Below are 26,080 nucleotides of genomic sequence, written 5' to 3'. Positions count from 1 at the left end.
CGAAACTTCGCTCGGGAAGTGACAACGTCACTAGGTACCTAGTGAAACCGCACCCCCAGCCGCCCCTGCGAGACTGGGCCGGTGACGGAGCGCGTACGACGGCGGGGGCGGAGGCCCGCCGGCGAGGACACCCGGGCGACGATCCTCGAGGCGGCCCGGGAGGAGTTCGCGCTCAAGGGGTACGCCGCGACGTCGCTGCGCGCGGTCGCCCGGCGGGCGGGGGTCGACCCGGCCCTGGTGCACCACTACTTCGACGGCAAGGACGACCTGTTCACCGCCACGCTCGACGCGCCGGCCAACCCGGCGGCCCTGGTCGGCGGGATCCTCACCGAGTCCGGGTCGCTCGAGGGGGTCGGTGAGCGCGTGGTCGCGACGTTCCTCGGGCTGTGGGACGACGCCGACGCGCAGGACCGCCTGCGGGGGCTGCTGCGCAACGCCCTGGAGCACGAGGCCGCGCTGCAGGCGTTCCGCGAGTACCTCACCGCCGACGTCCTCGGCCGCCTCGGCGTCCTCATGCCCGAGGCGGAGGCTCCCCTGCGCACGGGGCTCGTCGGCTCGCAGCTGATCGGGCTGGCGGTCGCGCGCTACGTCGTCCGGCTCCCCGGGATCGCCGACGCCGACCCGGCGGCGCTGGCGACGGCGGTCGGTCCCACGCTCCAGCGCTACCTCTCCGGTCCGGTCCACTGACCGCAGCCGTTGTGCGGGCGCCCCGCCCGGCGTACATTCATCACATGATGAATAACGCGGTCGAGGTCACCGGGCTCGTCGTACGACGGGGGCACCGCGAGGTGCTCCACGACCTGTCCGTCGGCGTCCCCGCCGGCCAGGTCACCGGTCTGCTCGGCCCGAGCGGCTCGGGCAAGTCGACCCTCATCCGGGCGGTCGTCGGGGTGCAGGTCGTGGAGTCCGGGACGGTCACGGTCCTCGGGGAGCCCGCCGGCTCGCCCGCCCTGCGCAGCCGCGTCGGCTACGTCACCCAGGCCCCGAGCGTGTACGACGACCTGACCGTCCGCGCCAACACGCGCTACTTCGCGCGGCTCCTGCACCGCGACCGCCGGGCCGCGGAGGAGGCGGCCGAGACCGCGATCGGGCGCGTCGACCTCGGCTCCCACGCCGACGACCTGGTCGGCAACCTCTCCGGCGGCCAGCAGTCGCGGGTGAGCCTGGCCGCGGCGCTGGTCGGCGAGCCGGACCTGCTCGTGCTCGACGAGCCGACGGTCGGGCTCGACCCGGTCCTGCGGCGCGACCTGTGGCGGCTCTTCCACGAGCTCGCCGACACCGGCACGACGCTGCTGGTCTCCAGCCACGTGATGGACGAGGCGGCGCGCTGCGACCGGCTCCTGCTGCTGCGCGAGGGGCGCATCCTCGCCGACGACACCCCCGACGGGCTCCTGCGCGCCACCGGCGAGCGGGACGCCGAGGCCGCCTTCCTGCACCTGATCGACAGCGCCGCCGACAACGCCGCCGACAACGCCGCCACCGGCACCGGCACCGGCACCGGCACCGAGAGGACCTCCCGATGAGCACCGCGACCCTCGACCTGCACCGCTCGACCGTCACCGCCGGCCGGGTCCTGGCCCAGCTGCGGGGCGACCACCGCACGGTCGCGCTCATGCTCGTCGTGCCGTGCGTGCTCAACGGCCTGGTCGCCTGGATCTACGACGGCACCCCGGTCTTCGACCGGATCGGGTCGTCGCTGGTGGGCGTCTTCCCCATGGTCGTGATGTTCATCGTCACCAGCATCGCGACGCTGCGCGAGCGGCAGTCGGGCACACTCGAGCGGCTGCTCACCACACCGCTCGGCAAGGGCGACCTGATCCTCGGCTACGCCCTGGCGTTCGGCGGGGTCGTGGTCGTCCAGTCCCTGCTCGTCTCCGGGCTGTCGGTCGGGCTGTTCGGCCTCGACGTCGCGGGCCCGCTCTGGCTGCTGCTAGTGGTCGCCCTCCTCGCCGGCCTGCTGGGCACGAGCCTCGGCCTGCTCGCCAGCGGGTTCGCGCGCACGGAGTTCCAGGCGGTGCAGTTCATGCCGGCGTTCGTGCTGCCGCAGTTCCTGCTGTGCGGGCTGCTCACCCCGCGCGAGGACATGCCGGGCCCGCTCGCCGTGCTGTCCGACGTGCTGCCGCTGAGCTACATCGTCGACGCGACCAAGGAGGTGGGCACGAGCGCGAGCCCGGACGTGGCCGTCCCGCTGCTCGTGATCGCGGGCTTCGTCGTCGCGGCGCTCGCCCTCGGGTCGGCCACGCTGCGTCGCCGTACGGCGTGAGGTGCGGTCAGCGGGGCGTCCACACCACCTGCAGGCTGGTGGGGGCGCGGAAGGCGATGTTCGGGACGAACTGCAGCTGCTGGGGCTGCCGCAGGCGGAGATCCGGGAGTCGTGCGGCCAGCACCCGAAGGACCACACGGGCTTCCAACCGGGCCAACGCGGAGCCGAGACAGAAGTGGATCCCGTGCCCGAAGCTGAGGTGGTCCCCGGCGTTCTCGCGGTGCAGGTGGAAGGCCTCGGGGTCCTCGAAGACCTCCGGGTCGCGGTTCGCGGCGCCGAGGAGCATCAGCACCTGGGCGCCGGCGGGCACCTTGACGCCGGCGATGCGCACCTCACGCAGGGTCTTGCGGCGCCAGGCCACCACCGAGCTGTCGAAGCGCAGCGTCTCCTCGACCGCGCGCTCGGCGAGCTCTGGCCGCTCCACGAGCTCCTGTCACGCGGTCGGGTCCTCCAGCAGCCGGCGGACCGCGTTGGCCAGGAGGCTGGAGGTGGTCTCGTGCCCGGCGGTGAGGAAGGCGAACAGCACGCTGCAGATCTCGTCGACGGTGAACACGGAGTCGTCGCCGCCGCGCACCTCCAGCAGCGCGCTGGTCAGGTCTGAGCGGGGAGAGGCGATCCGCTCCTCGACCAGCTGCCGGAGATGGGCCCAGAACCTCACCATGGCCTCGGCCAGCCGCTCCTGCTCCAGCGGCTCCAGGCTGCCCCAGATGAAGCGCACCCGGTTGTCGGCCGCCTCCTGCACGATCGGGGCCGACTCCTCGGGGATCCCGAGCAGGTGCAAGATCACCCGCGCGGGGAGCTCCCACAGCAGGGCGCTGACGAGGTCCGCCTCACCGGCGGCGGCGAACCCGTCGACCACCTCGTGGGCCCTCTCGGTGATGAACGGCTCGAGCTCGGCGACCCTCCGGGCGGTGAAGGCGCGGCTGACGTTGCGGCGGAACCTCAGGTGCTCGGGGCGGTCGTTGTTGCCCAGCGCGGGCGTGATCCCCCAGCCGCCGTCGCGAAGGATCTGCTGGGCGCCAGGGCCGAGCTCGGTGATGGGGGTGATGGAGTTCGTCGCCGAGAAGCTGTCGAGGTCGCGGAAGACCTCCAGGATGTCCGCTCGCCGGGCGACGACCCAGTGGTCGATCTGCGCGGCGTAGAAGACCGGCGCCTCCTCCCGCGCCCGCGCGAACAGCGGATAGGGGTCGCCCAGCATCGGGTCGTGGAAGGGGTCGTAGCCCGGATCGGCCGTCAAGAGGGCTCCCGTCCTTGTCATCGCCGAGACCTGGAGGCAGGATACCTGATGTCAGACCAGTTGCTCCCCGGACCCGAGGAGGTTTCGCCGTGGCCGAGGTCCCCCTGCCGGCGAGTGCGGACCTGCGCGGCCAGGTCGCGATCGTGACCGGCGGCGCCGGCGCCCTCGGCACCGACATCGGGCACCGCCTGCGCGACCTGGGCGCGGACGTGGCCCTGCTCGACGTGGTCGAGCCGAGCGCGACGCTTTACGACCGCGGCGGTGGCAGCGGCGGCGGGCGCCTGCGTGGCTTCACCGCCGACCTGTGCGACGAGCACCAGGTCGCCGAGGCGATCGCACGCATCCTGGCGTGGCGCGGGCGAGTCGACGTCCTGGTCAACAACGCCGGGATCTTCCGCGGGGTGCCGCGCGTGCCGTTCTGGGAGATCGACGTCGCGACCTGGGACCGGGTGATGGAGACCAACGCCCGCTCGGTGTTCCTGTGCAGCCGCGCGGTGGCGCCGCTGATGTGCCGCGCGCGACGAGGACGGATCGTCAACATCACCTCCAACACCGCCGCGTTCGGGATGGCGAACTACCTGCACTACGTCGCCTCCAAGGCTGCGATCGTCGGCATGACGCGGACCATGGCGCGTGAGCTCGGGCCCTACGGGGTCGCGGTCAACGCCGTGGCCCCCGGCCTGGTGCACACCGCGAGCGCCCTGGCCGAGCTCGACCGGTCCGTCTTCGAGCAAGCCGTCGCCGGCCAATGCCTGCGCACGGCCATCGAGGGCGAGGACGTCGCCGCCACGGTCGCGTTCCTCAGCGGTGCGCAGGCCCGGATGATCACCGGCCAGACCCTCGCGGTGAACGCCGGCGCGACCATGGGTGCGTTCTGACCCGACTGACCTAGAGGTTGATCATGTGCCCGGTGATCCCGTGGATCGCCTCCTTGACGGCCTCGGACAGCGTCGGGTGGGCGAACACGTTGCGGCTCACGTCCTCGGCGGTCAGGCCGAGGGTCTGGGCGAGGGTCAGTGCCGGCAGGAGCTCGGTGACGTCCGGGCCGATCATGTGGGCCCCGAGGATCCGGTGGTCGGCATCGGCGACGACCTTGACGAACCCCACGGCCTCACCCAGGCCCTTGGCCTTGCCGTTGGCCGCGAACGGGAAGGACGCGGTCGTGACCTCGTGCCCACGGTCCCTGGCCTGCTGCGCGGTGTAGCCGAACGACCCGATCTGCGGCTGGCAGTACGTGGCGCGCGGGACGAAGTCGTAGTCCACCGGACGGGGGTCCTGCCCGCACAGGTGCTCGGCCGCGACGATGCCCATCGCCTCGGCGACGTGGGCGAGCATCAACCTGGCGGTGACGTCGCCGATGGCATAGACCCCCTCGACGCTCGTGCGGCAGTGCTCGTCGACCTCGATCGCTCCGGTCTCGGTCAGGGCGACGCCGGTCGCCTCGAGCCCGTAACCCTCGACGCGCGGGGCGAAGCCGAAGGCCGCCAGGAACCGGTCGGCGTGGAGAACCTGCTCCTCCCCGCCCCCGGCCGGGGCGACGCGCACGCTCACACCTGAGCCGGTGTCCTCGACACCCAGGACCGCGGTCGAGGTCAGGACCTTGACGCCGAGCCGGCGGTAGTGCCGCGAGAGCTCCTTGGAGACCTCCGCGTCCTCGGTGGGCACCATCCGGTCGAGGTACTCCACGAGGATCACCTCGACGCCGAAGTTCGCCAGCACGTAGGCCAGCTCCACGCCGATCGCCCCCGACCCGCCGATGACGACGGATGACGGCAGCGTGTCGGCGAGGATCATCTCCTCGTAGCTCACGATACTCGTGCCGTTGAGCTCGACGCCCGGGACCGTGCGCACGGTCGCCCCGGTGGCGATGATCAGGTCGTCGCACGTGTAGTCCGCGGTCGTCCCGTCCTCGAGCGCGACCGAGACCGCCTGGGGGCCGGTCAGGGTGCCCCAGCCGTGGACCTCGGCGATCTTGTTCTTCTTCATCAGGAAGTGGACGCCCTTGACGATGGCGTCGCTGACCTGACGCGACCGTGCGTGCGTGGGCGCCCAGGCCATCGTCGCGTCGCCCTCGATGCCGAAGGCCGCCTTCTCCCGGGTCAGGGTGTGCGCCAGCTCGGCGCTCTTGAGCAGCGCCTTGGAGGGGATGCAGCCGACGTTGAGGCAGACGCCTCCCCAGTACTGCTTCTCGACCACGGCCACGGACCGGCCCAGCTGGGCGGCACGGATCGCGGCGACGTAGCCTCCGGGGCCGGCGCCGAGCACCAGGACGTCGACGTGGGTCATGCGAGGGCTCCTGACGTGGTGCGGCGGTCCATGGCCTGCTGGTAGAGCCGTCCCGCGCGGTACGACGAGCGCACGAGCGGGCCGGACAGGACGCCGGCGAAGCCGATCTCCTCGGCCTCGGTGGCGAGCTCGACGAACTCCTCGGGCCGGACCCACCGCTCTACGGGGTGGTGGCGGGGGGAGGGGCGCAGGTACTGGGTGATCGTGACCAGCTCGCACCCGGCGTCGTGGAGGTCGGCCAGGGCCTGGGAGACCTCCTCTCGGGTCTCGCCCATGCCGAGGATGAGGTTGGACTTGGTGACCAGGCCGAACGCGCGGGCCTGGGTCAGCACGTCCAGGGAGCGGTCGTAGCCGAACGCGGGGCGGATGCGCTTGAAGATCCGCGGGACGGTCTCGACGTTGTGGGCCAGGACCTCGGGGCGGGACTCGAAGACCTCGGTCAGGAGCTCGGGGCGGCCGTTGAAGTCGGGGATCAGGTTCTCCACCCCGGTCTCGGGGTTGAGGTCGTGGATCGCGCGGACGGTCTCGGCGTAGAGCCAGGCGCCGCCGTCGGGCAGGTCGTCGCGGGCGACGCCGGTGATGGTGGCGTACTTGAGCTGCATCGTCTGCACCGACTCCGCGACGCGGCGGGGCTCGTCACGGTCGAGGGGCTGGGGCTTGCCGGTGTCGATCTGGCAGAAGTCGCAGCGTCGGGTGCACTGGTCGCCGCCGATGAGGAAGGTGGCCTCGCGGTCCTCCCAGCACTCGTAGATGTTGGGGCAGCCGGCTTCCTGGCACACGGTGTGCAGTCCCTCGGACTTCACCAGCTGCTGCAGCGCGGTGTACTCCGGGCCCATCCGGGCGCGGGTCCTGATCCACTCCGGCTTCCTCTCGATCGGGACAGCAGCGTTGCGGACCTCCAGCCGCAGCAGCCTGCGCCCCCCCGGGGCGACGGCTGTCACGACAGGCCCGGGTAGAGCGGGACGCGGGCGGCCAGCGAGGCGACCCGGCTCCGCAGCTGGGCGCTGAGCTCCTCCGACGGGGTGCTGCTCAGCGCGGTGGCGATGATCTCGCCCACCTCGGTGAACTCCTCGGCGGCGAAGCCGCGGGTGGCCAGCGCCGGGGTGCCGATGCGCAGGCCGGAGGTGACCATCGGGGGACGCGGGTCGAAGGGGACCGCGTTGCGGTTGACCGTCAGGCCCATCGAGTGCAGGAGGTCCTCGGCCTGCTTGCCGTCCAGCTCCGAGTCGCGCAGGTCCACCAGGACCAGGTGCACGTCCGTGCCGCCGGTCAGCACGCTGACCCCGGCGTCGCGGACCCGATCGGAACCGAGAGCCGCGGCGAGGATCCGGGCGCCCTCCAGCGTGCGCTCCTGCCGCTCGCGGAACTCCGGGGACCCGGCCAGCTTGAAGCCGACCGCCTTGGCGGCGACGACGTGCTCGAGCGGACCGCCCTGCTGGCCGGGAAAGACGGCGCTGTTGAGCTTCTTCGCCAGGTCCGCCGTGCTCATGATGACACCTCCACGCGGCCCACCGAGGGTCTTGTGGGTGGTCGTGGTGACGACGTGGGCGTGCGGCACCGGGTTCGGGTGGAGTCCGGCTGCGACCAGGCCGGCGAAGTGCGCCATGTCGACCATGAGGTGGGCGCCGACGAGGTCGGCGATGCGCCGGAACTCCGCGAAGTCCAGGTGGCGGGGGTAGGCCGACCAACCCGCGACGATCAGCTTGGGTCGATGCTCCACCGCCAGGCGCTCGACCTCGGCCATGTCCACCCGGAAGTCGTCCGGGTCGACGTGGTAGACCACGACGTTGTAGAGCTTGCCGGAGAAGTTGAGCCGCATGCCGTGGGTCAGGTGACCGCCGTGCGCCAGATCCAGGCCCAGGATCGTGTCCCCCGGGTCGAGCAGCGCCGACATCGCGGCGGCATTGGCCTGCGCGCCCGAGTGGGGCTGCACGTTGGCGGCCTCGGCGCCGAACAGCGCGGTGACCCGCTCGATGGCGAGCCGCTCGACGACGTCGACGTGCTCGCAGCCGCCGTAGTAGCGGCGGCCCGGGTAGCCCTCGGCGTACTTGTTGGTCAGGACCGAGCCCTGCGCCTGCATCACCGAGACCGGCGCGAAGTTCTCCGAGGCGATCAGCTCCAGGGTGCCCTGCTGGCGGGCGAGCTCCGCGGTGATCGCCGCGTGGACGTCGGGGTCGAAGGTGGCGAGCGGCTCGTCGAGCGTGGTCATGGGTGAACACTCCTGTCAGTCGGTGCGAGGGAGGCGACGTCCCCCGTCGAAGCGCAGCTCCAGACGATCGATCGTGATGTCGGAGAAGACGCCGGCCCGGGTGAACGGGTCCTGGCGGATGAAGGCGGAGGCCGCCGGCGGGTCGGGGACGTCGAGGACGAAGAGCTGGCCGACCCGCCGCACGCCGTCGTCGTCGGTGAGCGGTCCGGAGAGCAGGATCTGCTCGGCCCGCTCGTCGACATAGCGACGGTGGGCCGGCAGGTGCTCCGCGCGCAGGCCGGCGGAGTCCGCGACGTCGCGGCAGGTGACCAGGAACGGCACGGCAGCTCCTAGGCGGTCAACGCGGCGTCGACGCTGATCTCCGTGCCGGAGATGTAGCTGCTGGACGCGCCGGCGAGGAACAGGACCACGTGAGCGACCTCGTCCGGCTGGGCGACGCGGCCCATCGGCACCAGGGCGGCGAGCCGGTCGAGCACCTCCGCACCCCCGTGGATCATGGGGGTGTCCACCACACCCGGGCTCACCGCGTTGACCCGGACCCCGTGAGGCGCCAGCTCGTGGGCCGCGACCCGGGTCATCCCGCGCACCGCCCACTTGGAGGCCGCGTAGGCGAACGGCTGGCCGGCGCCCCGCATGCCGGAGACCGAGCAGGTGTTGACGATCGATCCGGACCCCTGGTCGCGCATCACCGGAGCGACGGCCGCGATCCCGAGGTAGACACCGGTCTGGTTGACCGCGACGACGCGGTCGTACTCCTCCGGGACCATCTCGAGCAGTGGCGTCGCGCACCACAGGCCGGCGTTGTTGACCAGCACGTCGATGCGTCCGTGCCGGCCCACGACGTCCTCGACGAGGGCCTTCCACTCCTCGGCCCGGGTGACGTCCAGGGGACGGAACTCCACACCGAGCTGCGTGGCGGTCGCCTCGCCCTCGGACGAGGGCAGGTCGGTGGCGACCACGCGAGCGCCCTCCGCGGCGAAGAGCCGCGCGGCGGCAGCGCCCTGCCCACGCATCGAGCCGACGCCGGTGATCACCACGACCTTGTCGGTGAGCTGGTGCGCGCTCATGCCGAGACCTTGGGGAACAGCCGGTCGATGTCCTTCACGGCGGTGGCGGGATCTCCGTCGCTGGGCACGATCTCGAAGGTCATCGTGCCGTCCCAGCCGTGGCGCGCGAGGACGTCGCGCAGGAACCCCAGGTCGACCTCACCCAGCCCGGGCTCGGCTCGGTCGGGGACCTGCGCGATGTCGACCCGCACCAGCCAGGGCAGGCACGCCACGAGGTTGTCGGTGAGCCTGCCGCGCACCAGCTGCTGGTGGAAGACGTCGAACACCACGCCGACCGAGGGGTGGTCGACGGCCTGCGCGACCTCGGTGGTCACCGCGACCTCGTCCCACAGGTAGCCCGGCAGGAAGACGGTGTTGAGGTGCTCCAGCACGAGCTGCACCCCCGCCTCGGCCGCCCGAGGGGCGACTGTGCGCAGGGCGCGGACACCCGTGCTGATCAGCTCGGCACGGTCCAGCTCGGGGAGCGGGGCCACGACGCCGCCGGGGCGGATCGCGTTGCTGAACAGGTGGAGCTGGCGGGCGCCCGCCCTGACCGCGGCGTCGAGGTTCTCCGCGATCTCGGCGATCGCGGCGTCGACGTCGTCGGGGTCGCACAGGGAGTGGTCACGGTTGCCGAAGAACCCGTTGACGCCGACCCCGTGGCGACGGGCCGTCTCGGCGACGCCGTCGAGGTCGCTGTCGCGGCGGTCCCACAGGTCCACCAGGTCGAACCCCGCGGCCGCGGCGGCCTCCACGCGCTCGGCGTGCGGGCGGTCGGTCCACATCAGCTGGATCGAGATCGAGCGCAGCATCAGGATCGCTCGCTCTCGGGCCGGTTGACGCACTGGCCGTGCCCGACGGCATCGGGGTCGACCTCGCCGTTCTCGAACACGACCCTGCCGCGCGAGACCGTCATCACCGGCCAGCCGCGCAGCGTCCAGCCGTCGTAGAGACAGGTGCCCTTGCCGGTCGGGGTCACGGTGCGCTCCTCGTCGAGGTCGACCACGACGAGGTCGGCGTCCGCGCCGACGGCCAGCGTGCCCTTGCGGGGAGCCAGACCGAAGCGCTTGGCCGGGTTGTAGGAGTTCAGCTGCACCAGCCGCGAGAGCGACATGCCACGCTCGTGCACCGCGTGGTGCAGCATCAACGGGAGCTCCCAGTTGAACGAGACCACCCCGGGCTTCTCGCTCCACAGGTCGCCACCGGTCTTGATGAACGGCACGTGGTCGGTGCCCAGCGTGTCGATCGAGCCGTTGAGCATCCCTCGCCACAGCCCGGCCTGCTGCTCCAGGTCACGCAACGGCGGGGAGATCTTGGCCGTCGGGCCGAGGTCCTCGTCGTAGGCCGTCCGCAGCAGGTAGTGCGGACAGGTCTCCATGGTCACGTCGATGCCGCGCGCGCGGGCCTCGGCCGCCAGCTCGGGGCCGCGCCCGACGCTGGTGTGCACGATGTACAGGGGGCAGCCGGTCAGCTCGGCGAGCTTGATCATGCGCCCGATGGCCTCCTCCTCGACGAAGGTCGGCCGCGACTCGGTGTAGGCCGCAAGGTCCTGCCGCCCGGTGGCCATCATCTCCTTCTTGAGCAGCTCCACCATGTCGGTGTTCTCGCAGTGCACGGAGACCACCCCGCCGGGCAGCTTCACCGCCTCGCGCATGGCGCCGTAGACCCACGCGTCGGTGGAGGAGACGATGCCGATCGGGTTGCCGCGCTCGTAGCCCATGTGGCACTTGAACGACCGGACGCCGGTCTCCGCGGCGACCTGCGCGATCTCCGGGATGTGGTCCTCGCGCTGGATGCCGAAGTGGAAGCCGAAGTCGATCGAGGCCTGCTGCTCCCCGCGCGCCCGGCGGTCCTTGTAGAAGGGGATGTAGGACCCCTCCGGGTTGCGGATGAACAGCAGGACCGTGGTCACCCCACCGCTGGCCGCGCCGGCGGTCTCGGTGCGCATGTCCTCGTCGTAGTCGTAGTTGACGCCGAGGTGGCAGTGCGGGTCGACGACGCCCGGCATGAGCACCCGGCCGTCCAGGTCGATCTCGCGTCGCGCCGACGGCAGCGCGTCGTCGGCGCCGATCGCGACGATCCGTCCGTCACTGACCGCGAGCCCGCCGCGGAACTCTCCGGTGTGGGTGACCACGCGGCCACCTCGGAACAGCAGGTCAGCCTGCATGGCCTCGTCCTTCCTCGATCTGCTCGATCCGGCGTTCGATGCCGGACCACTGGCTTCGCCCCACCGTGACCGGCGCTCGGCGCCCCATCCCGCGGGCCCAGATCGCACGGTGTCCGTGGCTCTCGGCAGCGGCGAGGTCGATGCCGCCGGGGGGCGCGGCGAGGTCCATGACCAGCGCCCCTGCGGGCACCGCGGCCAGGACCTCGGCCGACACCACCGCCGAAGGCACGGTGGAGAAGATCATGTCCAGCTGGGGCGCCACGCGCGGCAGATCCTCCAGCGGGTGGGGGCGGGCGCCGGCGGCGTAGGCGTCGGCGCGCTGGACCGGGTTGCGGGCGAACAGGTGCACGTGCGCGCCGAGCTGCACCAGCGTCCGGGTCAGCAGGCGCCCGACGTTGCCGTGCCCCACCACCGCGACCGTGGCGTCGTGGATGGTCACCCGCGTGTTGGCGATGGCCGCCTGCAGGGCGCCCTCGATGATCGCCGGTCCACGCAGCAGCATCAGCTCGGTGTCGTGCTCGTACTCGCTGAAGGCGATCCCGAGGGACTCCGCCGCGGCGCGGAGCTTGTCGTCGGGCCACCCCAGGATGATCGTGGCGCCGGGTGCCATCCTGGCGAGGAGATCCCGGTCGGGCACGATCGGCTCGGAGCACTCGGGAGCGAACAGCGCGCCCTCGGCCGAGAGACCCGGGATCGGGAAGAGCGCGTAGTCGGCGCCCTCGAGTGCCTCGGCCGCGCTGGTGCTGGCGAGGACCGAGGGGATCCCTCCCTCCGGCACCGGGAAGCCGTAGGCGCGCACGGTGGCGCCGGTGGTGGCGGCCAGCCGCGCGATCTCCTGCTCGCGCTCGTCGCCGCCGACGACAGCGATGGTGCGGTGCGACAGGTCCATCGAGATCTCCTTTCGGGTCAGGGGCGTACGACGGCCAGCAGCTCGTCGGCGGTGAGGCCGTCGACACCGAGGGCACGGGCATCGAGGCGGGCCTCGGCCGGAGCGTCGACCGCCAGGTCGCCGAGGGCGAACAGGGCGGCGGCGGCCGGTGTGTCGACGCCCCCGACCTCGGCGAGGGCGAGGAACGGGAGAAGGCCGAAGTACAGGTCCTCGCGGTAGTAGCGGTGCTCGGTGGACCCGGGCGCTCGGATCGCCTTGTTGGCCTCGCCTCCGCGGATCGCGGCGCACAGGTCGCCGACCTCCGCGGCCGCCGGCTCCACGGTGCCGATGCCGGCCATCTCCTGCAGGAGCGAGGGCACGTCGTGGCCGAAGCGGCGCGCGACGGCGCGGCGCTCGTCGTCCAGGGCGGCCATGACTGCCGCGACGGCCGGGGTCATGCCCTCGACGTAGAACGTGAAGTCGCCACCGGTGGCCTCGACCCACGCCAGGCCGAGCACGGCTCCGGGCGGGTGCAGGACCAGGTTGACGTTGGACAGGCTCGAGGCCAGGACGTCGGGCACCGGGTCGGCGCCGGGAAAGAGTCGCTGGGCCCAGTCGAGCGCCTCGCTCCCGCCCGGGAGGGCAGCCGCACGCACGCGGGCAGCCCGCCCGGTGATGCCGACGGTGGCGTCGCTGCCGACCCGCGCGACGTAGGTCAGCGTGCTGAGCTCCGCCAGCGGGGGCAGCCTCGCGCCGCGCTCCAGGAACACCCCGCGCGCGTGCAGGGCGCCGCCGGTGTGACCGGGGTTGAGCACGACCGGGAGGTCGAGGCCCAGCGCGGCCAGGTCGTCGAACAACCGGCCGTGCGCCAGGCTCGGCAGGCACACCACGACGACCTCCGCGCCCGCCAGCGCGGCGGCCAGGTCCGTGGTGACCAGGGCCGGCTCGGCGCGGCCCTTGCCCAGGACGCCCGCGTGGGGCACCTGGCGCTCGAGGTAGGGCGCGATGGTGCGCTCGTTGCGGTTCCACAGCCGCACCTCGTGGCCGGCCTGGGTGAGCTCGACGACAGCGGACAGACCTCCGCCGCCGCCGCCGAGCACCGTGACGACGCTCATGCGCTCATACCGTGTAGCGCGCGATCTTCTCGCGGTCGACCTCGATCCCCAGGCCCGGACCGGTCGGGGCCATGACGACGCCGTCGACGAAGCGGAAGGGCTCGGTCACCAGGTCGTCGAGGTAGTACACCCCGGCCATGCGCGGCCCCTCGCGGCCCTCGGGCTGGGAGACCGGGCAGACGCTGGGCAGCACGGCGTTAGCCATCGCGGTGCCGAGGTGGAGGTTCGCGGCGTTGCCGATGGCGGTCTCGATGGAGCCACCGATGTCGGTGTAGATGCCCAGGTGCCCGGCCACCTCGCCCACCTGGCGCGCGCGGTAGAGGCCGCCCGGCTTGGTCACGTAGAGCGAGATGCACGCCGCCGCGTCGAGCTTGTCCAGCTCGAGGATGTCGTGGACGGTCCAGGCGGACTCGTCGGCCATCACCGGGCTGGAGATGCGCGAGGCGACGCGGGCCAGCCCCTCGGCCCCGGCCACCGGCTGCTCGCACAGCAGGATGTCGTACTCCTCCTGGCGCAGCGTGACGTCGACGGCCTCGTTGACCGAGCTGTAGCCCTCGTTGCCGTCCACGCGGATCTTGACCTCGGCGCCCAGACGCTCCCGCAGGCCTCGGACCAGCGCGACGTCACGCTCGGGGTCGAGCCCGGTCTTGCACTTGATCGTGCGGGCGCCCTCGGCCACGGCCTCCTCGGCCTCGGCGAAGCACCGGTCGAGGTCCATGATGCCGAGAGAGTGCGCGACCTCGATGCCCTCGCGGTGGCGGCCACCGAGCAGGGACGAGACCGGGACGCCCAGGGCCTTGCCGGCCGCGTCGTAGCAGGCGATGTCGACCGCGGCCTTGGCGTAGGGGTGACCCTTGATCACCTGGTCCATGCGGCGGTGGATGGTGCTGATGTCCAGCGGGTCGAGGCCCTGGATCGCAGGCAGCAGGTGGTCGAGGACCACGTGACGGACGGTCTCGGGCGTCTCGCCGTAGTAGCGCATGTGGGCCCCGCCCCAGGTGCCGCCGGCCGGGGCCTCGCCCCAGCCGACGATGCCCTCGTCGGTGGTCAGCTCGAGGATCGCGTGGTGGCCGATCGGCGTGGCCATCTTGCTGGCCCAGTTGTGGTCACGCCGTGCGGGCAGCTTGACCAGGTGGATCTGGATGTCGGTGATCTTCACGGGTCGTGTCTCGGCTTTCAGTTGGTCTCGGCGTCGAAGAGCTCGATCTCGTTGCCGTCCGGGTCCAGGACGTAGACGGTGTGGCCGTAGGGGCCGGGGCCGGGGCCGCGCACGATGGTGTGGCCGGCCGCCTTGGCCCGCTCGGCGATGGCGTCGATGTGGCGCGCGCTGAAGCACAGGTGCTGCAGGACCCCGGTCGCGCCACTGCCGCCCTCGGTCAGGCCGAGACCCTGGTGGGTGACCACCAGGCGCCGGCCGTCGCGGAAGTCCTCGCGCTTGCGCACGTCGAACCCGAGCACGTCGACGAAGAAGTCGACCGAGGTGTCGAGGTCCTGGGTCTCCAGGAGGAGGTGGTGGACGCCGAGCGCCTGGGGGCGGGTGGCGCGGGAGAGCCAGCCGAGCACCTCCTCGGTGTCGGAGACCACGCCCAGGTAGTGGGCCCAGACGCCCTCCGCGGTCTCGGTCCACTCCGGACGCACGGCCGCGATGCCGTCGCGCACGGCGACGACGTCGTAGTCACGGAGGTAGGCCTCGCGCAGGGTGGTCTCGACGCAGGCGTTGGCGGTGACGCCGACGATGAACAGCGCGTTGACGCCGAGCATGTCGAGCAGGGCCTGCAGGCGCGTCTCGTAGAAGCCGCCGAAGCGGTGCTTGACCACGACGTACGTCGGGTCGGTCACGAGGTCCTTGACCTCGTCGACGAAGTCGGCGTCCCACGTGCCCGACAGGGCCGAGACCCGGTTGCGCTTCTGGGTGTGGGACGGCAGGACCTTGCGGGACCTGCTGACGTCGCGCGCGAGGTGGACCTGCTGGGTCCACACCACCGGGAGCCCGGCCTCCTGGAAGGCCGAGGCGAGCTCGCGGATCCTGCCGATGGCGGCCTGGGCGGGGGCGACGTCGACCCCAGAGATCCCCAGGGTGCCCTCGGGGTGGCAGAAGGCGTTCTGCGGGTCGATGACCAGCAGCGCGGCGCGCTCGGCGCGGAGCAGGTCGAGGCTCATGCGTCGGTCCTGTCCACGCCCAGGACGCCGGCGCGGGCCCAGTTCTCGCGGGAGTACTCCTGCACGGTGACGTGCAGGGCGTCGGGGTTGGCGTCGGCATGCTCGACCATCGCGTCGGTGATCGCCTTGGTCAGCGCGCGCTTCTGGTCGAGGGTCCTGCCCTCCCAGAGGTGAACCATCACGAACGGCATGGGGTGGCCCTTCCTAGAAGAGGGTGGACTTGGAGTCGAAGTTGAGGTGCTTGGTCTCGGTGAACTCGTGGATCCCCTCGAGGCCCTGCTGACGTCCCAGGCCGGACTGGCGGAACCCGCCGACCTCCGCCTCGGGGTAGAAGTGGTGGTAGGTGTTGATCCAGATCGTCCCGGAGCTGACCGCCCGACCCACGCGCCAGGCGCGGTTGAGGTCGCTGGTCCAGATGCCCGCCGCGAGGCCGAACTGCGAGTCCTCGGCGATCTCGATCGCCTCCGCCTCGCCGGAGAAGCGCTGGACCACGAGGACCGGTCCGAAGATCTCCTCCTGCACCACGCGTGACGAGCGCGGCAGGTCGGTCACGATCGCGGGGGCGACGTAGCAGCCCTGCCGCAGCGCCTCGGTGTCATCGAGGTCGTCGCCGACGAGCAGCTTGCCCTCGGCGCGGCCCAGCTCGACGTAGCCGTTGACCGACGTCTGCTGCGAGCGGGAGACGACCGGACCCATCTGGGTGGTCGGGTCCAGCGGGTCGCCGAGGCGTAGCGCCCGGACCCGCTCGGTGAGCCGGGCCAGGAAGTCCTCGTAGATCGAGTCCTCCAGCAGGAGCCGGCTCCCCGCAGTGCAGATCTGGCCGCTGGTGGTGAAGGCGGCGTTGACGGCGCCGTCGAGCGCCTTGTCGAGGTCGGCGTCGGCGAAGACGATGTTGGGGGACTTGCCGCCGAGCTCCAGGGACACCTTGCGCAGGTCGTTGGCGGCCTGCTTGAGCACGTTGATCCCCGTGCCGGACTCGCCGGTGAAGGCGATCATCTCGACATGGCGGTTGGTGACCAGGGCGTCCCCGACGACCGCACCGGAGCCGAGCACGCAGGTCAGGACGCCCTCGGGCAGGTCGGGGTCGGCGGCCAGGAGCGCGAGGCACTCCACGGTCACGGCGGGGGTCAGGCTGGCGGGCTTGACCACGACGGTGTTGCCGGCGGCCAGGGCAGGAGCCAGCGCACGCATCAGGAGCACCACGGGCCAGTTCCACGGGGTGATCACCCCCACGACGCCCAGGGGCTCGCGCAGGATCACCGAGTGCGCGTCGTCCCCGACCGGGATCGCCCGGCCGTAGGTGCTGCGTGCCAGGCCGGCGTAGAACTCGACCATGTCGGCCGAGCCCTCGATCTCGTTGCGTGACTCGGCCAGGGTCTTGCCCTGCTCGCGGGTCAGCAGCTCGGCCAGCCGCTCGCGGTTGGCCCGCAGCGCCTCGGCGTAGCGGAACAGCACCCGGCAGCGCACCTGCCCGTCGTTGCGCCACCCGCGGCGACCGAAGGCGGCCCTGGCGCGCTCCACGGCGCCGGCGACGTCCTCGAGCGTCGAGGCGGTCAGCGAGGCGACGACCTCGCCGGTGGTCGGGTCGGTGGTGTCGAACCGGTCCCCGTTGGTCACGCAGAACGACTGCTCGGCGCGGGGCAGGTCCAGGGGGGTCCAGTCGGGCCGGACGAACGTGTCGGTCATCGGACAGCCTTCTCTCTCAGCGACACTCACAACATATCACATGTCAGGCCAGTTGCGCACCGGCCGATGGGTGACCTCGGTCCTCGCGACCACGCGCCCTCGGTGGACGACCGTGCGGTGCTCGGTGGCGTCGGCCACCGCGCCCGCGACGTCGTCGGCCCGCACCGCCAGCAGCTCGGCCGGCGCGCCCTCCTCGACCGTCCGCCGCGGCCGTCCGGTGACGACCGCGGCCTCCGCGGAGGTCATCAGGTAGGCCTCGGCCGGGGAGACGTGGCAGGCGGCCACGAGCAGGGCAGCGGTCTCCAGCGGGTCGATGCGCCCCACCGGGTTGAACATGTCTCGCCAGTTGTCACCACCACCGGCGACGGTGACCCCGGCCTCCCGCAGGAGCTGGACCGGCGCGGTCGCGCGGGGCGCACGGGTGCGGACTCCACGGGCCTGGAGGCCGAGGTTGGTCTGCGGCAGCGTGACCACGGCGATGCCGACCTCGCGAAGCACCGCGGCCACCGACCGGGCCTCCTCCTCGGTCTGCTGCCCCAGGCTGACGCAGTGCGAGGCCGTGGCACGCCCACCCAGGCCGTGGCGCTCCACTGCCCGGGCGAAGGTCCGGACCGCCAGCATGCGGTCGTCGAGGGTCTCGTCGAGGTGGAGGTCCACCCCGCGTCCGGCCGCCGCCGCGGCACCGACGAGCAGGTCGACGGCCTCGTGCGGCCGGTCGTCCAGCCAGGGGGCGCCGCCCACGAGGTCTGCGCCGAGCTCGAGGGCACGGTCGAGCAGGTCGCGGTTGGCGCGGCCCGCCTCACCGGTCACCGGGAGCCCGACCATCGCGGCCAGGTCGAGGTCGACGGCCTCGGCCACCTCCTCGCGCACGCCCAGCAGCGCCTCGAGCGAGCAGGTGCCCGGCTCCTGCTCGACGTTGACGTGGCTGCGCACGGCGGTGTAGCCGCGGCGTACGGCGACCTGGAGCGCGGCCAGGGCCCGGTCGCGGACGTCCGCGGCGCCGATCGAGCCGGCGACGCGGTGGTGGGCATCGATCGCCCCGGCGAGGTCGCCGCCCGGGTTGGCCGCCCTGCTCCACAGCAGGGCCTTGTCGAGGTGGGCGTGCGGCTCGACGGCGGCGGGGAGGAGGACGTGACCGCTGAGGTCGACCGACTCGACGGGCTCTCCGGTCCCGGCCGGGTCCGCGGCCTGGTGCGGGACGATCCGTTCGATCAGCTCGCCGCGGAGGTGCACGTCGACGACGCCGCGGCCCTCGACGGTCGCACCACGGAGGACTGTGAGGGGTTCTGCGCTCATGGGGGACTCCGAAGACCGTCCTCCGGCGTACGTCAGGCACGCACGCCGGAGGACGGCAGGAAAGGTGGTGGGTCAGGGCCGCTGACCGGGTCCCGGGGGACCGGGCCCGGTCAGCTCAGGCGCTCAGCCGGCTCAGGGCAGGAACTCGGTGGTGTAGGCCTTCTTGTAGTCGAAGTCCGCGGGCACCAGGTCGACACTGGCCAGCTGGTCACGCAGCGTCTTCCACCGGTCGTCGGTCATGCCGCCGATGTCGTCGCCGAGGTAGCCGTCCTTGACCAGGGCGTCGTGCGCGTAGTCGAAGCCGTCACCGTCCACGTCCGGGTTGGTCTTGAGGATCAGGTCCTTGGTGGGCTTCGGGTCGTCGAGGAAGTTCTCCCACCCCTTGACGGAGGCGTGGACGACGGCGCGCACCAGGTCGGGGTCCTGCTTGATCAGCTTCTCGGTGGTGAACAGCACGTTGCCGTAGGGGTTGAACCCACCGTCCTTGGCCACCGAGAGGTAGCCGACGTCGTTGATGCCCTGCTGCTTGGCGACGTAGGGCTCGGCGGTGATGTAGCACTGCTGGACGAGGTCCTTGTTGCGCTTGAAGTCGGCCATCGAGCCGGTGAAGTTGACGTCCTTGACCTTGTCGAGGTGGTACTCCTTCTTCAGGTAGTCCCAGTACGGGCTGGGCACCCGAGCGACCATGTGGCCGTTGAGGTCGGCGAAGCCGGAGATGCCGGTGGACTTGTGGAACATCATGCACTGCAGGTTCTCGTCGAACGCCGAGGCGACGACGACGATCGGCAGGCCGTTCTCGACCGCGACCATGATCTCGTCGGCATTGCCCACACCGAACTCGGCCTTGCCGGCGGTCACCTGCGGGACGGTCTGGATGCCGGGCCCGCCCTGCTGGACCTTGATGTCGACCCCGTCGTCCTTGGCGAGGCCCTCGGCATCGGCGGCCCAGTAGCCGCCCTGCTCGGCCTGCGCGAACCAGTTCATCAGCAAGGTGGCGGACTTGTCCCCACCCTCGGACGAACCGTCGTCGGAGCCGCAGGCGGACAACATGGCGGGCAGCACCGAGAGGGCGACGAGCGTCGCTCCCAGGCGACGACGTACTTGCTTCATGACAGCTTCTTTCCTGACAGGTAGCGGGACGGGATGAAGGGACGGTCAGCGAGCGCCTGGATCAGGCGTCCGCCTTCAGCGCCGACTCGTGCCAGGACCGGAGGAGCCGGTTGGAGATGGCACTGACGACGACGAAGAACGAGAACCCGAGAAGTGTGGCGGCGAGGACCTCCGCGAACAGCAGGTCCGTGGCCAGCCGGCTCTGGGCGAAGAGGACCTTCACACCGAGGCCGCCCTCCTCGCCGCCGGAGCCGATGATGAACTCGCCGACGATCGCGCCGATCACCGAGAGCCCGGCCGAGATCCGCAGACCGGCGAAGATGCTGGGAAGCGCCCCCGGGAGGCGGAGCTTGCCGAAGACCACCATGCGCGAGGCGTTGTGCATGCGGAACAGGTCGAGGTGGTTGCGGTCGGCGCTCAGCAGGCCCAGGAGCGTGTTGTTGATGATCGGGAACAGCGCGATCATGAAGGCGATCACGATCACCGAACGGGTGCCGTAGCCGAACCACAGGACGATGACCGGGGCGACCGCCACGATCGGCACCGTCTGCAGGAGCACCGCGTAGGGGTAGAGGCTGCGCTCCAGCGGTTTGGCCAGGCCCATGAGCATCGCGGCCGCCATGCCGACGACGATCGCGCCGACGAAGCCGCTGACCGCCTCGATGAAGGTCAGGCGCAGGCCGGAGAGCAGGGTGTCGCGGTGCTCGATCGAGGCCTCGGCGACGGCCCAGGGCCGTGGCAGGAGGAAGTTCTGGTCGCCGTAGACGGTCGCGGCGAGGAGCCACCAGGCCGCGATGAAGAGCACGAAGACGACGAACGGGGGAAGGAGGTCGCGCATCCGGCGCCCGACTCGCTCTCCTCGGGACGCGTGCAGGCTGGGAGCCGCGGCGCGGGACGTGGTGCTCATCGCTTCATCTCCCTCATGCAGGTCGAGATCTCCTGGGTGATCGCGGCGAACTCCGGCGTCGCGCGCAGCTCAGGCTTGCGGGGATAGTCGAAGGGGATGTCGAAGATCCGCTCGATCTGGCCCGGACGCGGCGACATCACCACGACCCGGTGGGACATGTAGACGGCCTCGTAGAGGTTGTGGGTGACGAAGACCGAGGTGAAGCCGTCCACGCCCCAGATCTCCAGCAGCTCGTCCTGGAGCGTCTCGCGGGTGATCTCGTCGAGCGCCGAGAACGGCTCGTCCATGAGGAACAGCTGCGGGCGCAGGGCCAGGGCCCGCGCGAACGACAGCCGCATGCGCATGCCGCCGGACAGGCCACGCGGGTAGGACTTCTCGAACCCCGCCAGCCCGACCTTGGCGAGGGCCTCGGCCACGCGCGACTCGTGCTCGGCCTTCGGGATGCCCTCCAGCTCCAGCAGCAGACGGGCGTTCTTCACCACCGTGCGCCACGGGAGCAGCGTCGGGTCCTGGAAGACGAAGGCGCGCCGGGCGCTGCCGCTGATCTCCACCTCGCCGTTCGTGGGCGTGATCAGGCCGGCGATGATCCGCAGGAGGGTCGACTTGCCGCACCCCGAGGGCCCGAGCAGGGAGACGAACTCACCCTCCCTGATGTCGAGGTCCACCGGCGCAAGGGCGATCGTCCCGTTGGGATAGGTCTTGGCCACGTCGGCCACCCGGATGTGGGGCAGCGCCGGGGGCCGGTGGGCGGGGGGCGCCGGCTCCGGGGACGAGGCGGTCGTGACGGGGGGGATTCGCTGCTCTGCGGTGCTCATCAGCTCTCCTCACTGGTCTGATGTGTTATACCAGACAACAGTCTTGTCATGGTGTCAAGGGTCACACGTCGGTTTCATCGGGACCGAGCCAGGTCAGCAGCTCGACCAGCAGTCCCCACGGTGTCGTGACGAAGGCATTGACCAGGTTCGGGGTCTGCCCGCCACGGAAGGTGGCCGGCTCGCCGAGGACCCGCACCCCGGGGACCGCGCGCAGCCGTGCGAGAGCCGCCGGCACGTCGGCCACCTCCACCGCGACGTGCACGCCGCCCACGCCGTCGGCGGGAGAGGCAGGAGCGTCGTGCGGGGGCCACCACTGCAGCAGCTCGAGCCGGGCGTTCCCCAGGCGCAGCATGCCGAGCGCGAACGACCGTCCGTGGGCCGCCCCCAAGCGGGCCGGGGCTGCGCCGGTCGGGTCCTCGAAGGGGTCCATCAAGAACTCCACCCGCGCGCCGAGGTGCTCGGCGAAGAACTCGATCGCGTCGTCGAGGGAAGGCACCACGATCCCCACGTGGTCGAGGCGGTGCTCCGGTCCCGTGCTCATGACCCGTCCAGCCCCAGCGCGGACGCCGAGATCAGCTCCCCGCTCTCCAACCGCGTGCGGATGTCCTCCAGGAACCGGGCGGCGTCGGCGCCGTCGATCAGGCGATGGTCGTAGGTGAGGCACAGGAACCCGGTGTCGGCGATCGCGATCGTCTCCGCCCCGTCGCTGTCGCGGCGTACGACGGGCCGGCGCACCACCCGTCCGACGGCGAGGATCGCCAGCTCGGGGTAGTTGAGGATCGGGGTGTCGAGCAACGAGCCCCGCGACCCGGTGTTGGTCATCGTGAACGTGCCACCCTCGATGTCCTCGGGCCGGAGGCGGCGGCTCCTCGTCCGGTCGGCGAGGTCGGCGATCGCCCGCACCAGGTCGGGCAGCGTCAGCTGCTCGGCGGACTTCACGTTGGGCACGATCAGGCCCTCGGGGGTGTCGACGGCCACGCCGAGGTTCACCAGGGCACTGTGGCGCACCGTGCCCGCCTCGAGGTCCAGGGTGGAGGCCATCTTGGGGTGGTCCGCGATGACGTCGAGGGCGGCCCGGGCGACCACCGCGAACGGCGAGAGCGAGACCCCGTGCCGCTCGCGGAACGCCGCGCCGGACCGTCGACGGGCCTCCATGACCGCCGACAGGTCCGCCTCCACGACGCTGGTCAGCTGGGCGGTCGAGCGCAGGCTCTCGCTCATCCGCTGGGCGATGACCCGACGGACCCGGCTCACCTTCTCCGTCGTGTGGGTCTCCGGCTGGACGGTCATCAGGCCTCGATCCGGAAGAGCCGGTCGGTGTCGGTGACGTCGGACAGCAGGCGGCACCCGTCGCCGGTGACCGTCACCATGTCCTTGATCTGCATGCCGAAGCCGTGACCGGTGCGATAGACCAGCGGCTCCATGCCGAGGACCATCCCCTCCTCCAGGGCCGCCTCGGACTGAGGACCGAGGTAGGGGGCCTCGTGCAGGTTGACCCCGATGCTGTGGCCGACGAACGAGATCGGGGCCAGACCGAGTCGGTCGAAGGTCTGGCGGTAGGTCGCGTACACGTCGGCGCACCGCGTCCCGGGCCTGATCGCCTCGAGCACTCGGTGCTTGCACTCGACGAGGTTCTCGTAGACCTGCCGGGCCTGGGCGGAGGGATCGCCGACCACCGCGGTGCGGCAGACGCCCGCCTGGTAGCCGTCGATCACCGAGAAGATCTCCACACGACACACGTCCCCCGGCACCAGGACCCGCGAGGTCGGGCCGACGTTGGGCAGCTCGCTGCGCTCGCCTGTGGCCACGATCATCAGCTTGAACTGCTGGGCCCCCTGCTCGTAGACCCGGCGGGTGAGCGTCGCGGCGATGTCCATCTCGGTGTCGCCGGCGCGCACGCCGGCCAGCGCGTCGTGGATCGCCTGGTCGGAGATCCGTGAGAGCCGACCCAGCAGCTCCACCTCGTCGGGCGTCTTGACCCGTCGGGCCTCGACCAGCAGCCGGTCGGCGTCGACGAGGTCGATGTCCGGCAGGCGGCCGACGAGCTGGGCATAGGAGGCCTGGGCGAGGTAGCCCAGCTCGATGCCGACCCGGGCGTCGGCCAGGCCCATCTCGCGCAGGAGGTCGGCCAGCGAGGTCATCGCGTCGCCGCCGAACTCGGTCCACGCCTCCACCCGGACGTCGGGGCGCGCCGCGCGCACCGTGGTCTCCTCCATGTCGACGCACAGGATCGCCTCGTCGCCGGCAGCGGTGATGACGACCGCGGCGTGGCGCCACCGCATCAACGTCTGCGAGGGGATCACGAAGCCCGCGGCGTAGGCGATGTTCTCCGGCGAGACGCACACGAGCGCGTCGAGCCCCTCGTCGGCGAGGTGCTTGATCAGCTTGGTCAGGACGGGACGGGTCATGCTCGCTCCTTGCAACTGGTCATACAACAGATATGATAGGACTCGACCTACTGAGGTCAACCCCCTTCACACCGACTCGCCGCGAACGATCTCCGGACCGCGCGGATGGGCGGCCGACGAGAAAGCGACAGGAACAGGCATGTCCGACGCCGACCAGGAGGCTCCGCTGCAGCGGACGCTGATCGACCACCTCGCGTTCGCGCTGACCGTGGACCGCGACGACACCGTCCTGCGGGATGCGTCCCTGCTCGTCGAGGGCACCCGCATCGTCGACATCGGCCCGGCCGAGGAGGTGCGTCGTCGCCTGGGTGGTCGCGCGGTCGACCGTGTCGTCGACGGCCGACGTCTGGGCGTGATGCCCGGCATGATCGACACCCACGTGCACCTGTCCGAGACCCTCTCCCGCGCGGTCTTCCCCGACGTCCTGGCCACCCGCGCCTGGGTCTTCCACTGGGCCAAGCCGTTCTACGCTCACGTCGACGAGGCGGACGAGCGGGTCAGTGTCACCCTCGGCGCCGCCGAGATGCTGCGCTCGGGCACCACGTGCTTCCTCGACATGGGCGCCCAGAACGACGCCGGTCTGACCGCCACCGCGGCCGGGGACCTCGGAATCCGAGGGGTGGTCGGGCGCCACGCCGCCGACCGCAAGCCGGAGGTGATCCCGCCCGGCTGGTCCCAGGAGATGGTCGACCACCACTTCTTTCCCGACCACGAGGTCGCCCTCCAGGCGCTGGAGGAGTCCGTGCGCCGCTGGAACGGCCATGCCGACGGCCGCATCCGGTGCTGGGTGAACATCGAGGGCAAGGAGCCGTGCTCGCTGGAGCTGCACGTCGGTGCCCGCGACCTCGCCGAGCGCCTCGGGGTCGGGACGACCTACCACATCGCCTCCAGCATCGAGGAGAGTCGCGTCAGCGAGAAGAAGTACGGCCACTGGCCGATCACCCGGGTCGCCGAGGCAGGTGGACTCGGCTCCAACCTCGTGCTCGCCCACGCGGTCGCGGTCCGCGACGACGAGGTCGACCTGCTGGCCCGGCATGGTGCCTCGGTCGCGTTCTGCCCCTCCACCTCGCTCAAGCTCGCCAAGGGCGCGACCGCGATCGGGAAGTACCCCGAGATGATCCAGGCCGGGGTGAAGGTCGGGCTCGGCACCGACGGGGTCTCCGCGGCCGGCAACCTCAACCTGCACCGCCAGGTGCACCTGGTGGCGGGGCTGTTCAAGGACGCCCGCCTCGACGCGACGCTGGTCGGCGCCCGGCAGGCGCTGCGCATGGCGACGATCGACGGCGCCGCGGCCCTCGGCTGGGACGACCAGATCGGCTCGCTCGAGGTCGGCAAGCAGGCGGACCTGGTGCTCTTCGACCTCGACCACCACGAGTGGACGCCGTACGCCGACCCGGTGCAGGCCGTGGTCTGGTCGGTCAGCGCTGCGAGCATCGCCCAGACCTGGGTGGCCGGACGCCCGCTGTTCGCCGAGGGCCGGGTCGCCACGGTCGACGAGACCGCGCTGCGTGCCGAGGCGCGCGAGCGGGCCGCAGCGATCGTGGCCCGCGCCGGGCTGGGTGACGCCGTGCCGACGACGACCACGCTGTACGACTGAGGCGCGGGGGTCGGCGCGCCGGCCCGACCAGCCTGGCCAGCACAGGGGCCGGCTCCACCCGCGAGGTGGAGCCGGCTGGTCGCCGTGTGGAGCTCGGTGCGCGGTCAGTCCGGGGTCTCCTCGGACCCCTGGGCCGACTCCTGGGCCGACTCCTGGGCCGTCTCCTGGGCGGACTCCAACAGCCAGTCGCGAATCGGCTCGAGGTGCTTGCGCACCGCCCGGCGCGCGGCGACGACGTCGCGGGCGACCAGCGCGTCGATGATCGCCTGGTGCTCGGCCACCGAGCGCTCGCGCTGTCCCGGCCGGGCCAGCATGAGCAGGCGCGACTCCCCGAGCACCCCGTTGAGCTCGCGCACCAGCGGGGGCAGCAGGACGCCGCCGGCCAGCTCGGCGATGGTGAGGTGGAAGGTCACGTCGCACCGCGCGACGTCGACGTCGTCGCGACCGGCGTCGACCGCCTCGCCGAACGCGTCGTTGGCCGCCTGCAGCCGGTCCAGGCCGACGGCATCGGCGTGCTCGGTCGCCTCGGCGACCGCGAGCTCGTCGAGGGCGCCTCGGACCTTGATCAGCTCCAGCAGCTCACCGCGGTGCTCCTCGAGGTACCTGCCGAACGGGCGCATGAACGACTGGTTGACCGACTCGCGGACGAAGGCCCCCCGGCCGTGCTCGACGCGGATCAGTCCCATCGACTCCAGCCCGGCGATCGCCTCGCGCACGCTGACCCGGCTGACGCCGAAGGTCTCGCACAGGACCCGCTCGGAAGGGATGGCAGCACCGGGCCCGTAGTCCCCGCGCTGGATGGCCGCGAGCAGCTGCTCACGCACCTGGTGGGTGGGGCTGACCCGCTTCACCGTGGTGAAGATCGGGCCCGCGTCATTGCCGGTCGTCACGACCAGCTCCTCTCCAGAAT

The 26,080-nt window shown here is 71.6% G+C and carries 26 protein-coding genes and 1 pseudogene; 5 read left to right on the top strand and 22 right to left on the bottom strand.

Annotated elements, in window-relative coordinates:
• Positions 1 to 81: 81 nt before the first annotated feature.
• From J2S63_RS10010 to J2S63_RS10000, 3 genes are read left to right on the top strand one after another with little or no spacing between them, the layout of a single operon-like run.
• Complete coding sequence (locus J2S63_RS10010; protein ID WP_310301755.1) at positions 82 to 687, top strand: TetR/AcrR family transcriptional regulator; 606 nt, start codon at positions 82 to 84, stop codon at positions 685 to 687.
• A 44-nt stretch (positions 688 to 731) separates the two neighbouring features.
• The gene (locus J2S63_RS10005; RefSeq protein ID WP_310301754.1) at positions 732 to 1,523 is read left to right on the top strand and encodes an ABC transporter ATP-binding protein; all 792 of its coding nucleotides are present in this window, start codon (positions 732 to 734) and stop codon (positions 1,521 to 1,523) included.
• Entirely contained in the window at positions 1,520 to 2,263 is a 744-nt protein-coding gene (locus tag J2S63_RS10000) for an ABC transporter permease (protein WP_310301753.1), read from the top strand. The genes J2S63_RS10005 and J2S63_RS10000 overlap by 4 nt, the downstream gene beginning before the upstream one ends.
• 7 nt (positions 2,264 to 2,270) lie before the next feature.
• On the opposite strand, the pseudogene J2S63_RS21295 reads toward J2S63_RS10000, so the two are convergent.
• Positions 2,271 to 3,461, bottom strand: a pseudogene (locus J2S63_RS21295) (cytochrome P450).
• A gap of 128 nt (positions 3,462 to 3,589) precedes the next feature.
• Between J2S63_RS21295 and J2S63_RS09990 the strand changes: the two are divergent.
• Entirely contained in the window at positions 3,590 to 4,378 is a 789-nt protein-coding gene (locus tag J2S63_RS09990) for an SDR family NAD(P)-dependent oxidoreductase (RefSeq protein WP_310301752.1), read from the top strand.
• A 10-nt stretch (positions 4,379 to 4,388) separates the two neighbouring features.
• Here J2S63_RS09990 and lpdA read toward each other — a convergent pair whose 3' ends face one another.
• From lpdA to J2S63_RS09890, 20 genes are all read right to left on the bottom strand, one after another.
• Complete coding sequence (gene lpdA, locus J2S63_RS09985) at positions 4,389 to 5,786, bottom strand: dihydrolipoyl dehydrogenase (protein WP_310301751.1); 1,398 nt, start codon at positions 5,784 to 5,786, stop codon at positions 4,389 to 4,391.
• On the bottom strand, positions 5,783 to 6,727 hold the full coding sequence (gene lipA, locus J2S63_RS09980) for a lipoyl synthase (protein WP_310301750.1): 945 nt from the start codon (positions 6,725 to 6,727) through the stop codon (positions 5,783 to 5,785). Before lipA ends, lpdA begins: the two co-directional genes overlap by 4 nt.
• Complete coding sequence (gene glyA, locus J2S63_RS09975; protein ID WP_310301749.1) at positions 6,724 to 7,995, bottom strand: serine hydroxymethyltransferase; 1,272 nt, start codon at positions 7,993 to 7,995, stop codon at positions 6,724 to 6,726. Before glyA ends, lipA begins: the two co-directional genes overlap by 4 nt.
• Positions 7,996 to 8,010: 15 nt before the next feature.
• Positions 8,011 to 8,316 carry a YciI family protein gene (locus J2S63_RS09970; RefSeq protein ID WP_310301748.1) on the bottom strand — a complete coding sequence of 102 codons (306 nt, stop codon included), beginning with the start codon at positions 8,314 to 8,316 and terminating at the stop codon, positions 8,011 to 8,013.
• A gap of 8 nt (positions 8,317 to 8,324) precedes the next feature.
• Positions 8,325 to 9,062: an SDR family NAD(P)-dependent oxidoreductase gene (locus J2S63_RS09965; protein WP_310301747.1), complete on the bottom strand. Its 738-nt coding sequence runs from the start codon at positions 9,060 to 9,062 to the stop codon at positions 8,325 to 8,327.
• Entirely contained in the window at positions 9,059 to 9,853 is a 795-nt protein-coding gene (locus J2S63_RS09960) for a TIM barrel protein (protein ID WP_310301746.1), read from the bottom strand. Before J2S63_RS09960 ends, J2S63_RS09965 begins: the two co-directional genes overlap by 4 nt.
• The gene (locus J2S63_RS09955) at positions 9,853 to 11,208 is read right to left on the bottom strand and encodes a dihydroorotase (RefSeq protein ID WP_310301745.1); all 1,356 of its coding nucleotides are present in this window, start codon (positions 11,206 to 11,208) and stop codon (positions 9,853 to 9,855) included. Before J2S63_RS09955 ends, J2S63_RS09960 begins: the two co-directional genes overlap by 1 nt.
• Complete coding sequence (locus tag J2S63_RS09950; protein WP_310301744.1) at positions 11,198 to 12,097, bottom strand: dipicolinate synthase subunit DpsA; 900 nt, start codon at positions 12,095 to 12,097, stop codon at positions 11,198 to 11,200. The genes J2S63_RS09955 and J2S63_RS09950 overlap by 11 nt, the downstream gene beginning before the upstream one ends.
• A 17-nt stretch (positions 12,098 to 12,114) precedes the next feature.
• Positions 12,115 to 13,191, bottom strand: a complete 1,077-nt coding sequence (locus tag J2S63_RS09945; RefSeq protein ID WP_310301743.1) for an NAD/NADP-dependent octopine/nopaline dehydrogenase family protein — start codon at positions 13,189 to 13,191, stop codon at positions 12,115 to 12,117.
• Positions 13,192 to 13,195: 4 nt separating this feature from the next.
• Positions 13,196 to 14,350 carry a mandelate racemase/muconate lactonizing enzyme family protein gene (locus J2S63_RS09940; RefSeq protein ID WP_310301742.1) on the bottom strand — a complete coding sequence of 385 codons (1,155 nt, stop codon included), beginning with the start codon at positions 14,348 to 14,350 and terminating at the stop codon, positions 13,196 to 13,198.
• A gap of 17 nt (positions 14,351 to 14,367) precedes the next feature.
• Positions 14,368 to 15,351 (bottom strand): isochorismatase family protein, encoded by a 984-nt coding sequence (locus J2S63_RS09935; RefSeq protein ID WP_310301741.1) that lies wholly within the window; start codon positions 15,349 to 15,351, stop codon positions 14,368 to 14,370.
• Entirely contained in the window at positions 15,348 to 15,542 is a 195-nt protein-coding gene (locus J2S63_RS09930; RefSeq protein ID WP_310301740.1) for a tautomerase family protein, read from the bottom strand. Before J2S63_RS09930 ends, J2S63_RS09935 begins: the two co-directional genes overlap by 4 nt.
• A 13-nt stretch (positions 15,543 to 15,555) precedes the next feature.
• The gene (locus J2S63_RS09925; RefSeq protein WP_310301739.1) at positions 15,556 to 17,037 is read right to left on the bottom strand and encodes an aldehyde dehydrogenase family protein; all 1,482 of its coding nucleotides are present in this window, start codon (positions 17,035 to 17,037) and stop codon (positions 15,556 to 15,558) included.
• A 36-nt stretch (positions 17,038 to 17,073) separates the two neighbouring features.
• The gene (locus tag J2S63_RS09920; protein WP_310301738.1) at positions 17,074 to 18,333 is read right to left on the bottom strand and encodes an amidohydrolase family protein; all 1,260 of its coding nucleotides are present in this window, start codon (positions 18,331 to 18,333) and stop codon (positions 17,074 to 17,076) included.
• A gap of 132 nt (positions 18,334 to 18,465) precedes the next feature.
• Complete coding sequence (locus J2S63_RS09915) at positions 18,466 to 19,443, bottom strand: ABC transporter substrate-binding protein (RefSeq protein ID WP_310301737.1); 978 nt, start codon at positions 19,441 to 19,443, stop codon at positions 18,466 to 18,468.
• Between the two features lie 61 nt (positions 19,444 to 19,504).
• Entirely contained in the window at positions 19,505 to 20,350 is an 846-nt protein-coding gene (locus J2S63_RS09910) for an ABC transporter permease (protein ID WP_310301736.1), read from the bottom strand.
• Positions 20,347 to 21,165, bottom strand: a complete 819-nt coding sequence (locus J2S63_RS09905) for an ABC transporter ATP-binding protein (RefSeq protein WP_310301735.1) — start codon at positions 21,163 to 21,165, stop codon at positions 20,347 to 20,349. The genes J2S63_RS09910 and J2S63_RS09905 overlap by 4 nt, the downstream gene beginning before the upstream one ends.
• Positions 21,166 to 21,226: 61 nt before the next feature.
• A complete protein-coding gene (locus tag J2S63_RS09900; protein ID WP_310301734.1) occupies positions 21,227 to 21,706 on the bottom strand; it encodes a VOC family protein in 480 nt (159 codons plus the stop codon).
• Positions 21,703 to 22,455 carry a 2-oxo acid dehydrogenase subunit E2 gene (locus tag J2S63_RS09895; RefSeq protein ID WP_310301733.1) on the bottom strand — a complete coding sequence of 251 codons (753 nt, stop codon included), beginning with the start codon at positions 22,453 to 22,455 and terminating at the stop codon, positions 21,703 to 21,705. Before J2S63_RS09895 ends, J2S63_RS09900 begins: the two co-directional genes overlap by 4 nt.
• Positions 22,455 to 23,573, bottom strand: coding sequence for a M24 family metallopeptidase (locus J2S63_RS09890; protein WP_310301732.1), 1,119 nt, complete (start codon positions 23,571 to 23,573; stop codon positions 22,455 to 22,457). The genes J2S63_RS09895 and J2S63_RS09890 overlap by 1 nt, the downstream gene beginning before the upstream one ends.
• 139 nt (positions 23,574 to 23,712) lie before the next feature.
• On the opposite strand from J2S63_RS09890, the gene J2S63_RS09885 reads away from it, so the two are divergent.
• A complete protein-coding gene (locus J2S63_RS09885) occupies positions 23,713 to 25,170 on the top strand; it encodes an amidohydrolase family protein (RefSeq protein ID WP_310301731.1) in 1,458 nt (485 codons plus the stop codon).
• A 104-nt stretch (positions 25,171 to 25,274) separates the two neighbouring features.
• On the opposite strand, the gene J2S63_RS09880 is transcribed toward J2S63_RS09885, so the two are convergent.
• Positions 25,275 to 26,060 carry a FadR/GntR family transcriptional regulator gene (locus J2S63_RS09880; RefSeq protein WP_310301730.1) on the bottom strand — a complete coding sequence of 262 codons (786 nt, stop codon included), beginning with the start codon at positions 26,058 to 26,060 and terminating at the stop codon, positions 25,275 to 25,277.
• Between the last annotated feature and the right edge of the window lie 20 nt (positions 26,061 to 26,080).

Origin of the sequence: Nocardioides marmoribigeumensis (assembly GCF_031458325.1) — a bacterium.
Taxonomy (GTDB): Bacteria; Actinomycetota; Actinomycetes; order Propionibacteriales; family Nocardioidaceae; genus Marmoricola_A; species Marmoricola_A marmoribigeumensis.
This window is presented reverse-complemented; position numbering and strand designations above follow the sequence as displayed.